10 protein-coding genes are annotated in these 10,714 nt (G+C 56.7%); 2 read left to right on the forward strand and 8 right to left on the reverse strand.

The genetic code is table 11. The features are described 5' to 3' along the window. Positions 1-12: 12 nt before the first annotated feature. The 8 genes from tssG to tssA all read right to left on the reverse strand — a co-directional run bounded on the left by tssG (position 13) and on the right by tssA (position 7,990). The gene (gene tssG, locus RGAI101_RS18865) at positions 13-1,050 is read right to left on the reverse strand and encodes a type VI secretion system baseplate subunit TssG (protein ID WP_037230093.1); all 1,038 of its coding nucleotides are present in this window, start codon (positions 1,048-1,050) and stop codon (positions 13-15) included. Beyond that, positions 1,014-2,891 (reverse strand): type VI secretion system baseplate subunit TssF, encoded by a 1,878-nt coding sequence (gene tssF / locus RGAI101_RS18870; RefSeq protein ID WP_008229623.1) that lies wholly within the window; start codon positions 2,889-2,891, stop codon positions 1,014-1,016. The genes tssG and tssF overlap by 37 nt, the downstream gene beginning before the upstream one ends. A 6-nt stretch (positions 2,892-2,897) precedes the next feature. Further along, on the reverse strand, positions 2,898-3,395 hold the full coding sequence (tssE, locus tag RGAI101_RS18875) for a type VI secretion system baseplate subunit TssE (RefSeq protein WP_008229551.1): 498 nt from the start codon (positions 3,393-3,395) through the stop codon (positions 2,898-2,900). Between the two features lie 2 nt (positions 3,396-3,397). Beyond that, positions 3,398-4,219 carry a type VI secretion system accessory protein TagJ gene (locus tag RGAI101_RS18880; RefSeq protein ID WP_037230094.1) on the reverse strand — a complete coding sequence of 274 codons (822 nt, stop codon included), beginning with the start codon at positions 4,217-4,219 and terminating at the stop codon, positions 3,398-3,400. 87 nt (positions 4,220-4,306) lie between these two features. Next, complete coding sequence (locus tag RGAI101_RS18885; RefSeq protein ID WP_008229608.1) at positions 4,307-4,825, reverse strand: Hcp family type VI secretion system effector; 519 nt, start codon at positions 4,823-4,825, stop codon at positions 4,307-4,309. 56 nt (positions 4,826-4,881) lie between these two features. Continuing rightward, entirely contained in the window at positions 4,882-6,375 is a 1,494-nt protein-coding gene (gene tssC / locus RGAI101_RS18890) for a type VI secretion system contractile sheath large subunit (RefSeq protein ID WP_008229706.1), read from the reverse strand. 3 nt (positions 6,376-6,378) lie between these two features. Beyond that, positions 6,379-6,894, reverse strand: a complete 516-nt coding sequence (tssB, locus tag RGAI101_RS18895; RefSeq protein WP_008229674.1) for a type VI secretion system contractile sheath small subunit — start codon at positions 6,892-6,894, stop codon at positions 6,379-6,381. A gap of 64 nt (positions 6,895-6,958) precedes the next feature. Then, positions 6,959-7,990, reverse strand: a complete 1,032-nt coding sequence (gene tssA, locus RGAI101_RS18900) for a type VI secretion system protein TssA (protein ID WP_008229663.1) — start codon at positions 7,988-7,990, stop codon at positions 6,959-6,961. Positions 7,991-8,412: 422 nt separating this feature from the next. Between tssA and RGAI101_RS18905 the strand changes: the two genes are divergently transcribed. Both RGAI101_RS18905 and RGAI101_RS18910 read left to right on the forward strand, forming a co-directional pair. After that, on the forward strand, positions 8,413-8,994 hold the full coding sequence (locus tag RGAI101_RS18905) for a DUF6931 family protein (RefSeq protein WP_008229575.1): 582 nt from the start codon (positions 8,413-8,415) through the stop codon (positions 8,992-8,994). Between the two features lie 49 nt (positions 8,995-9,043). Then, positions 9,044-10,678, forward strand: coding sequence for a type VI secretion system-associated FHA domain protein (locus RGAI101_RS18910; protein ID WP_008229502.1), 1,635 nt, complete (start codon positions 9,044-9,046; stop codon positions 10,676-10,678). The last annotated feature ends 36 nt before the right edge of the window (positions 10,679-10,714 follow it).

Consider the following 10,714-nt stretch of genomic DNA (forward strand, 5'->3'; position numbering starts at 1 on the left):
GTATATGTCCCTTCAAATTATTGGTGCGGCATGGCTCTGAAAATTGGGTTCCAGAAAGAGATCATCCGCGTCTTTTGTTATTTTTTTGTCGCCGATCCAGCCGGTTTGCCCCAGCCTTACGGTTTCTCCCAGTTTCGCTTTCGGTATGTCTTGGGCGCGCAGCACCAGATTGACGTCCCAATCCAGCGCATCCCCGACATAGTTGCGCACAATCGCCCGCAGCCGTCCAAGCGAACTGCCCCCCGGCAAGAGCCGCTGGTAATCCTCATAACTCAGGGGTCCGATGCGCAACCGGAATTTGGCGGACCGCGTCCACACGCGATCCCCGATCGACGCGGTGCGCCCCAACTGTGCAGGGGCTCCCATCTGCCAGCGGTCCCCTTTTTCAAGCTCTAGCCAACAGCCCACGAATTCCTGCACCTCGACACGAGCCCCGAAGAACGCTTGCAGGATAGATTGCAGACCGCTGGCGTTTTTCGGGCCTTGGGCAAGCAAACCGGCAAAGTGACGTTTTGCCAGATCGGGCAATTCGTCTTTGTTGCGCAGATGCGCACCGTGATAGCCGGCAATCGCGGCGACCTTGTTCTGGAGTTCGTCGTTGTCGGAACGATCGAAACTTGCCACCGGCTGACCAGACCGCCAGGCACGGTAGAACAAGGTGGTCATCCGGTGCGTCAACATATCTGCAAAGCGCACCAATGTCGGGTCGCGGTGGTTGCGCATCCGCTCGCGGGCGTATTCCGTCAAGTGCAGCGGCAAAGGCCCATTCGGGCCGAACAGACCGAAAAAGCGATTGGTCAAGCGCCCGGGTTTGCCATTCTTTGGCGACGTAAATTCAGCCAATGTCGAGGGCGGGAATTTCAGCTCGGCTTCCTGGCCGTGACGGATGGCATCTTCGCGGGGGCGACGTGCATCACCGATACGCGGTGCATCGGGAAACGCAGCTTCGAGCACGCGGAAAGCGTGAAAGATATGATATTGCTCCGGAGCGTCCGCCAACCTCTCAAGGGGGGTTAGAGGATCCTCCCCAGACCGGTTTCCGGACGCCATCGGGTAATTTCTCCGCGTTGTTGGGTGGCAAGCACCGTTTCAGTAAAACTGTTGATGGAAACATATTTTCGAAAAAATCGTTCTAATACGGCACCAAGCGCATAGGCGCTGGTCCCTTCAAAAAAGCTTTCGTCAAAGGTAATCGAAATCTCGAGCCCACGCACCGCGGTCGACAACACCTCGTCTGCCATGCGCCGGACGATGGGCCGCGTGTGTACAGTGTTAAGCCCCTCAAGCTGCTTCGCGAGGACCTTGTTTCCCGAAGGCGTATAGATACCGATAAGTTCGCGCAAAGCAGCGGCGCTGTCTTTCGCGTTATTGTCCGCAATACTCAGGTAATTCAGGCTGAGATGGGAAATCAGCCGCCAGGCCGTGTCGCCTTGGGCCAAAGTCTGACGCGGGCGTGTCGGACCAACGGGCGTCTTGATATGGGCCACCGGACCCCCGACAGGCAGGTGAAAGACGTCGTTGCCACCGGTGGGCAGCAAAAGGGGAAGGTCGCGATTTGTGACCATCGCCTGTATCGCCAACTGGTCAAGGTTGGGATCATAGGGGGCCTGATTTGAATCGACCAGCGACAGATGAATTTCCGACCCCAGATAGGACGTGCGAACCCCCTTGAGCCGCTCTTTCTCGGACCGCTGACGCATCTTGCGGGTTTGCGTATAGTAGGCGGCATGCGTGTCCCCCGCAGCGGTCAGATCCGTCGCAGAATAAAACGGTCTGAATGGCACATCCTTTTCGCCATCCGCAGAAACCCCAGTGACGCTCTCCAACGCATAGATTTCATAGTCGAGCGGTGCGGTGCGGTCCGCGACGACATGGTGGTCAACCTTCGAGTTGGTCACATGAACCCGGTCGCAGCGTTTGTGGAACAGGTTGATTGCAGGCACCGCGTTCAACGTAAAGGCCTGTGGCGTCACGCCGGGTGCCACATCAGGATCCCCGCCGCTGAGCAGGATGTAGATATCGACATCAGACCCCTTGCAGCGCGACAGCGCCATCGACAGCCCCTTGAGCTCCACAAAGTGGAACCTTTCGGGCATCGCAAAGTATTCCTGAAGCAACCTGTAGCCATCAAAGCTGCGCTGTGGCGTCGGCAAAAGCGCCTCTTCAGGCTCGTAGCCCCTTGGGATGACACCGCTGTTGGGCAGTTCTGATATCCAGTCGGCCCGCCGGTCCGTCGACCGCCCCACAAGGCCGGTGACCTGGGTGCTCAACAATTCATGCAAGGCCCAGTTCTTGCCCTCCTGACCGTTCAGGAACAACACGAGACTGTCCATGGACAGTTCGGAAATCGGCAACCCGCCGTGCCGGTTCAACCGCAACCGGATGCCGGCGCGTGCCTCGGTGTCACGCGATACACCAGCAGCGACCAGCTCTCCTCGACCATCGATATATTCGGCTTCGGTGATCGTGATCGGCCACAGGTTTACGTCAGCCGCAGTCCGGAAAACGCAGGCCGTGTTATCGTCTTCGCCCAAGGCGCTGCGCAATTCGGAATGACGCGGGATGGTATATCCGTCCGCAAGCGCCGCGTTCTGCATGTCAGGTTCAAAGCTCGCGATCATCATGGACGGCGACGGGCACAGATAGTGGGGATAGACAATTTCCAGCAGATGCGACGTTAGGGCCGGATACTGCAATTCCAGCTCAAGCTGGACACGGGCAGACAGAAAAGCGACGCCTTCAAGCAATCGCTCAACATAGGGGTCGACGACTTCGACGCCGTCCATGCCCAATCGCGCGGCGATCTTGGGGTAGGCCTGCGCAAACTCGGCCCCCATGTCGCGCATGTATGCCAATTCGCCTTCGTAGTGTTTTAAGATCCGGGTATCCATGAATGTCTAGGAAACTCTTTCCAGCTGAAGCTCGCCCGTGGTCACATCCACCTGGGTCCGCAAGTATAATTCAATCGGCATCGGCTGCGCCCACATATCCGCCCGAATATCAAAGGAAACGACCGATCGCCGTTCGTCCTGGCCCGTGCGCAATTCCACATCTAATGATCCGGGGTGAATGCGCGGCTCGAAAACCTGAACGGCACTGCGTATCGACTTCCGGATCATTTCCGCCCTTTCGGCTGTCGAATAATCGCCTGAAACGCTTTGAACGCCATAGTTCAACGTCGATGCCGCAATATTTGGATAAAGGTCGGCATCGATCTGTGAATTGCCATTTTCAGTGTTCAACAGCCACGACAGATCGCGCTGGATGATGTCGCGCAACTGGCGCAGGTCAATCACGCGGGTCTCGCGACGTTCCTTCAAATCTGATGGCTCATGATCCGTCAGCCTGTCCAGAAGAGAGGGCTGCAAGCGCTCGGCAATCATCTTATCGGACATGATCAGGCCCCGTCGGCATCGGACGCTCGGGTATCGGCGGTGTCGAACTCGAGCAGACGGACATCCATCAAAGCGGTATCGCCCAGATCGGTCGTGAACAAACGTTGGCCGATCCCGGCAAATGTATCGGCCCCCAGATCTTCCCACTGGGTGGCACGGGCCAGTTTTTCGGCATTCCCACCGCGCTCAAGCGTCCCGGCATAGCGTGTGGGGATCAACCCGACGACCTCGCCGCCATTCGCTGTCGTCAAGGTACACGGCGTCCAGACGGCATCCCGAAGATCGGCGGGCGCGTCAAATTCAATCCGGGCGATCGCAGTAAACGGCATCCAGTAGTATTTGCCATTCACAACGATTTCCAAAAGTGGGCCAAGCCGCATGTCGGCATCGGCAATCCATTCGAAGGCTGCGCCGTCGATCTTGCCTGACGTTGCAGGTGCAGCCTCAAAGGCAAGATCCCGCGTCTTTGCAGCCTCGTCATGACGTCCTGCGGCATTCGATTTGAGGGCTTCCAGGATCAACGCAATCCACTCTTGCGGTTCGCCAAAAATCAGAGGGTCTTTTTCGCCGGCGAATACTTTCTCGCGGTAGACTTCGCAGATAATCCCTTCGCGATAGGTCTGCGCCATCGGTGTCGCCAGCGCATCCAGTTCAGCGGATAATTTCAGCTGTGCAATCGCACGTTTCCAATCGCCGCGGACGCATAGCAACTGGAACAGAAAAATGCGCAGCGCAGGGTTCGCAGAGGATTTGCGCACGTCGTCCTGAAGAGCGGCCAATGCCCCATCCAGATCACCGGCTTTCAAAAGGTCATCAGCTTGCACGGTCAATCTCCTGTTTGGGCATAGGGCAAGCCTGAACAAGCCCCTTAAGAGGCTTGTTCAGATTTCATGGCATCAAAGATGACAGTATCAGACAGCCAGGTTGGCTTTGTTGAGAACGCGGCTCCATTCGCCGGTCTTTGGCGTACCGTCTTTGCCCTGCTTGTCCTGCGGTGTGTAGGTGACTTTCATCGCACCATACTGAAGAACAACTGTTTCTTCGCAGATGTCATCGCCGTCAGAACCCGACCAGCTGATGTCCTGGATCATCACCAGCTTGAATTCCCATTTCAGGAATGTCTTACCGGACACACCGGCAGCACCACCCGAGCGGCGCAGTTCGACGACCATATCATCAAAGTGTGCACCCTCGCACAACTTGGAGAACATCGCGCAAGAAGCCGTGTCTGTCTTCTTGGTGATGGTGAATTCCTTGAACGTTGCCTTACCGGCACCACCGCCAGAGGTCATGGACCCGATATTGATGTTGTTTTCAGCACCAATTTCGAAGCTGATGATTTCGAAGGCTTTTTCCTTCTTCATCGCGTCGTCCTGGGTTTCCCCTACAACGTCTGAACCTTTAAAGTATGCAAATGCGTCAAATGCCATGGTAAATTCCTTTCATGGAGTTAAGTGACTGGATTTTCGTCTAAAATTCGGGGGTTCTACCCCTTCTCGCTAGGCAACTTGGAAGTGAGCCGCAAGGATACGGACAGACCTTCCAACTGGTAATGTGGTTTCAGGAAAAACTTTGAACTATAATAACCTGGGTTGCCTTCGACCTCTTCGACCACCACTTCGGCAGCAGCGAGAGGCTGTCGCGCCTTCACTTCTTCCGGTGAGGTTGCAGAGTTGAAGTCAACATATTGATTGACCCATTCCTGTAGCCACGACTGCATGTCATCGCGCGACTTGTAAGAACCGACCTTGTCGCGAACGATACATTTCAGATAATGCGCAAAGCGGCAGGTGGCGAACAGATACGGCAGACGTGCCGCAAGGTTCGCGTTTGCTGTCGCATCCGGATCATCGTATTCCGCAGGCTTGTGCAGCGATTGCGCCCCGATAAATGCCGCAATGTCCGAGTTCTTGCGGTGAATCAACGGCATCATGCCGTTCTTGGCCAGCTCGGATTCACGGCGATCCGAAATCGCGATTTCGGTCGGGCATTTCTGATCCACGCCCCCGTCGTCACTGGGGAACGTGTGTGTCGGCAGGCCTTCGACCGCACCACCACTTTCGATCCCGCGGATACGCGAACACCAGCCATATTCCTTGAACGAACGGTTGATGTTAACGGCCATGCCGTAGGCGGCGTTGACCCAGCCATACTTGCTGTGATCCGTCCCGTCGGTATCCTCTTCAAAGGCGAAACCTTCGACCGGATCGGTCTTTGACCCATAGGGCAAACGGCCCAGGAAGCGGGGCATCGCCAGACCGACATATTTGGAATCCTCGCTTTCACGCAGCGACCGCCACGATGCATATTCCGGGGTCTGGAAAATCTTCGTCAGGTCACGCGGGTTGGCAAGCTCAGACCAGCTGTCCATCTGGAACAGCGTCGGATTTGCACCTGTGATCAAAGGCGCGTGGGCGGCGGCGGCAATCTTGGCCATCTCGCCCAAAAGCTCGACATCGGGCGGGCTGTGGTCAAAGTGATAATCCGCGACCAAGGTGCCATAAGGCTCCCCGCCGAACTGGCCGAATTCCTCTTCGTAGACCTTCTTGAAGATCGGCGATTGATCCCAGGCAGTTCCCTTATACTTGCGCAGCGTCTTGTGCATGTCCTTTTTGGAGATGTTCATGACGCGGATCTTGAGCATCTCGTCCGTCTCGGAGTTGTTCACGAGATAGTGGAGACCGCGCCACGCCGATTCCAGTTGCTGGAATTCTTCGTGGTGCAGGATCAAATTCACCTGCTCCGTCAGCTTCTTATCAATCGCAGCAACGATGCTTTCGATGGTCCGCAATGCATCGTCACTGACCAGCGCGGTGTTTGCCAAGGCCTGCTCGGCAAGGGTCTTTACCGCCTGTTCGACTGCAGTCTTTGCCTGGTCCGACTTGGGGCGGAATTCCTTCTTGAGCAGGTTCTCAAAATCTGAGGAACCGAACGCCGTTGCTCCTGCGCCAGAGGCGACTTCTGTTTCTGATTCGGCCATCTCTTACTCCTGGTTTTCGCTGTCAGCTTTTGGTGCCGGCTGGGCAGCGAGCGTCTTTAGTAGGGTCGGGTCCTGCGTGATCTTCGCAATCAGCTCTTCTGCGCCGGTCTTGCCGTCCATATAGGTCATCAGGTTGCTCAGCTGCGTGCGCGCATCCAGCAGTTCCTTCAACGGTTCGACCTTGTTCGCAATCGCCGCCGGGCTGAAATCATCCATCGACTGGAACGTGATATCGACCGCCATGTTGCCTTCGCCGGTCAGTGTGTTCGGCACGGTGAACGCCGTCCGCGGTGCCATAGACTTCATCCGGTCGCTAAAGTTATCGACGTCGATTTCGAGAAATTTTCGATCCGCAACGGCAGGCTGTGCGACTTCGGATTTTCCGGCCAGGTCGGACATGACACCCATGACAAACGGCAGCTGAACCTTCTTTTCCGCACCGTACAATTCTACATCATATTCGATTTGGACACGTGGCGCGCGGTTACGCGCAATGAATTTCTGTGAACTCCCGGCCATCAGTCTGGTCTCCTGTTAAATTAATATATTTTCCAATGATCTCGAAATGCGAGTCAAAGCTAAATCAGTCGTCGTCGTCTTCCAAACCACCAATGAGGTTTACGTTTTCTATGCCACTCGGGGCCATGTTCCTCACGATGGTCAAAAAATCTGCGTTTACAAGCTTTTTCGCCCGCAAAAGCAACAAAGGTAAGGGGCTAGAGGGCTCACATCGTTCATAATATCCGATGATCCGGTCCAGCGCATTTTGCACGTCAGTCGGAGAGTTGATCCCCCCGCCACCGCCAGCCACAGGCCCACCGCCGACACGCGCACCGGCCCCTTGATTGCTGTCGGCTTCTGCTTCCTCGGCCACTTCGACTTCACCGCCTAATGCTGCGGAAAGCTTGCTGTTCGCCTGCCTGAGGAATTTCAAAAGCGGGTCCAGATCGGGCCCTGAACCGGGCGTCTTTTCGGCGAACACCGCGTCGATCGCCGTTATATCGGCCAGGGCCTGCGCCGCTGCAGCCGCGATTTCGCGCAGCTCGTCCTCGTTGGTGTCTTGAAATGCCGCTGAAACCTGGCCCGCATCCGGCACGACATCCATGTCGGACGTGGGCGTTATCTCACCCTCGGCAACCGCAATGTCGCGCAGGGAAAGTGCGCCGAACGTTCTGCTTTTTGTCAGCGGCGCACGCCGCACGCCGCGCAGGATCCGGTTGTCGTCGGTCAGCGCAAGAACCGCGTTGATCCGCATCGTGGGGTCATCGTCGTCATCGGCATCAAGCTGCGGATGGCAAGTGTCCCAATACCGCTCCAGACAGCCCGCGATATACGAGGTCGCCTTGGCGAAACCGACATACCCGTTAAGGCGCAACTGCGCCTCAGCCAGGAAAACTCCGGCGCGCAAATCATGGCTCCGTTCCAGAATGTTCAAGGCTTTTACGGACACGTCCTTGTAGTCCGGGTCCTCGGCCGCGAGAATTTCATCGCCAACCTGGCGTTCCTCTCCCGGCTGGGCAACAATCTCAAGCTCCGTAAACTCGGGATCATACTCCAGATCTTCACCGCTGGGCTCATCTTCCCCGCGACTCTGAAGGAGCATTTCGATGTCCATAATTTTCCCCCGACGCGCAATCTTCTGAAAGTGGCAACCACTTTACGTTGCGTGATCTTATCACAAGAATTGCGTTTGGCTATAGAAAGAAGGTAAACGAATTGATCGGATTTTAAGTGAAAGTGTGGAGGCACAAGGACTTGAGCTCGAGTTCGGCCTTGGATCCAGACGAACGCGCCAGCCGATGCGATCATAAAACCAAACTGACCCGCATTACATGCGAAGGTTGAGCACTGCATCAACAGGCTGATCGCGACCAAACGGCCACCAAGCACGGTCGCAGACGCCGCGCCAGATGCTGCCATGCAGCGTAAAAACCCAGTTAAATCAGCCTGTCGAAGCAACAGTAATAGATTGACCTGTGGCAGCACTCATCGCACTATATTTCACAAGATTATGGTGCAACTCATATGACGGCCTAAATGGACGATCTGAATTCTGAAAAAACATTGCCTCCGGCGCGCGCGATACGCTTTGACCGTTTGACCGATTTGTTCGGCCAAGTCCCTCAATGCGGTGAACTTCTGCATCGCAGCCCGGACGATGAAGACGGCTACCGCAGCTTTCTTGAACTGCTGCGCGCGTCGCAAACCCCCGAAGATGCAGTGACCTTTACCGCGTTTGCGCTACAACCCAAAGCTGCGGTTCAATGGGGGCTGGATTCAGTCCTCTCTGTCCAGGGCGAACTGTCCGCAGAAGATACGGAGATCGTTAATCTGGTCGAGGAGTGGCTGAGGACACAAAGCACCGACGCCCGTTGGAAAGCGTTTGAGAGGGCCCTGTTCGCGCCCCGGAAAACAGCCATCGTTTACTTGGGTCTTGCGGTTGGATGGTCGGGCGGGCCGTTGGCACCCAATGACCTTGTGACGGTGCCGGCATGGCGGACACCACGGGCAATCAGCGCCGGGGTCTTACGTGCGATCGGGCTGGTCGGTACAGAGAACCGGCAAGACAGTCTTGATCAGGTTCTGGACAAGGCCGCTGGACTTTTCCGGGTCCATTGATTTAGCGGAGCGACCAACCCACTTAACCGGCAAAGGGCAGTCGTTTGATATGGACTCACTGACACTTACGATCGAAAGTCACGCGGATGAGGATCTGGAAACGGAAGCCACATTCAACAGCACTGGCACGTCCATAAAGGTTGGGCGGCGGGCGGAAAACGATTGGATCCTGCCGGATCAGACGCGGCATATTTCCGGCACGCATTTCGACGTTCTTTGGGAGGACGGCAGGTATATTCTGCATGACCTGTCGACCAACGGCACGTTCCTCAACGGCTCCAAGCAGCGGATCGAGGGGCCGCACCCCTTAACCGATGGCGACCGGATTCACGTGGGTCTTTACGTGATCCACGCCCGTCTGCGGCCGATCGTTGACCCTGTCACGCAAGCGGAAGAGTCCGTTGACGAGGCCACACAGCCCCCCCGGTCTCGACCTCAAAGCGCATCGAACGCGGCCCAAGGCAGTCGCGCCGTCCAAGCCCCACCCGGCGCGGCCTTTTTGACCAAGGACGCAAAATCACACGTCCAGTCTCCCGGCCATGGTCATTTCACGGCAGGTCAGGCGGCCCAAACGCCCGATTTTGCGCGGTTCCAATCGGGCGTTCCAGATCAAACGGGTGTGTCTGCCCCACCGGCCGCTGTAGCCAAGGCCCCCGACGATGCACTGTCTGACCCCTTTGCGGACATCCTTGGTGCCGCGATTTCAGATGAAATTGATCCGCTTGAAAATCAGTCCGCAACGCCCCCTTCAAAGGTCATGCCCGAGGACCCCGAAAAGCCGCAGCAGGATGCCGCGGAATTCTTGATACCGGATGATGATTTCACACGCGATCTGCCAAAACCAAGCTTTGATCTGGAATCAAAGCCCCCTGCCTTCTCTGATCGGGCAGAATTTTCATCCGAATTGTCCCAAGCCCCCCGCGGGATGGGTGAAACATTCGGGGCAGCGGATGACGCGTCCCCCTTCTCGGAGGGTGATCTGCCCCCGAAGCAACCGCGCATTGATCCTGTAGACGTACCTGCGTCTCCTCCTCCGGCACCGAGGGAAATTGATGCTGCACCGGCCGTTGACCAGACTGCCGCGCAGCGCCCGGTACCCGCGTCAGCCGGCGATGACTTCCTAAGGGGGTTTCTTGAAGGTGCAGGCATCGAGGGCACCGAAAATCTTGAGATTCCGCTGCATGAACTGGGCCGCATCCTTGGGGCATGCGCCCGCCTCGGGACCCGCGAAATGATGCAGATGCTGCAAGACCGGTCTGCGGTAAAACTGTTTGTCGCCCAAGAAGACCGAACCATGCGGATTTCAAACGGCAATAACCCGATGAAATTCATGCTTGATCCCGAAGAGGCGTTCGAGGCGCTTTTTGTTGTACCCCGCAGCGGGTATCAGACAGGTGCGGACGGATTTGAAAATGCCCTCACCGATATCCGCAAACATCAGGCTGCGATGATGGCCGCGGTTCAACCCGCGATGGCTGATATCCTGACCGGACTGGCCCCGACCGACATCGAAAGCGCGACAGGAAGTTCGGGTGGTGGCGTGCTTGGCAGCGGGGCGCGCAAATGCTGGGAAGAATATAACAAGCGGTGGAAAACCCGCGCCAATCAAGGCGAGAACGGCATGCTGGACGCGTTCATCGATGCCTTCGCAAAACGCTATTCCGAGGCGCTTGAGAACCTCTAGACAAAGGAACGGGCGCAGCTTTCGCCACGCCCGTTC

It is taken from the genome of Roseobacter sp. GAI101 (assembly GCF_000156335.1).
Lineage (GTDB): Bacteria > Pseudomonadota > Alphaproteobacteria > Rhodobacterales > Rhodobacteraceae > Sulfitobacter.

Coding starts and splice junctions, on each gene's coding strand:
- RGAI101_RS18885 (WP_008229608.1), bottom strand. CDS start 4,825: ATGGCATTTGACGCATTTGCATACTTTAAAGGTTCAGACGTTGTAGGG.
- RGAI101_RS18910 (WP_008229502.1), top strand. CDS start 9,044: ATGGACTCACTGACACTTACGATCGAAAGTCACGCGGATGAGGATCTG.
- tssE (WP_008229551.1), bottom strand. CDS start 3,395: ATGTCCGATAAGATGATTGCCGAGCGCTTGCAGCCCTCTCTTCTGGAC.
- tssA (WP_008229663.1), bottom strand. CDS start 7,990: ATGGACATCGAAATGCTCCTTCAGAGTCGCGGGGAAGATGAGCCCAGC.
- tssC (WP_008229706.1), bottom strand. CDS start 6,375: ATGGCCGAATCAGAAACAGAAGTCGCCTCTGGCGCAGGAGCAACGGCG.
- RGAI101_RS18905 (WP_008229575.1), top strand. CDS start 8,413: ATGGACGATCTGAATTCTGAAAAAACATTGCCTCCGGCGCGCGCGATA.
- tssB (WP_008229674.1), bottom strand. CDS start 6,894: ATGGCCGGGAGTTCACAGAAATTCATTGCGCGTAACCGCGCGCCACGT.
- tssG (WP_037230093.1), bottom strand. CDS start 1,050: ATGGCGTCCGGAAACCGGTCTGGGGAGGATCCTCTAACCCCCCTTGAG.
- tssF (WP_008229623.1), bottom strand. CDS start 2,891: ATGGATACCCGGATCTTAAAACACTACGAAGGCGAATTGGCATACATG.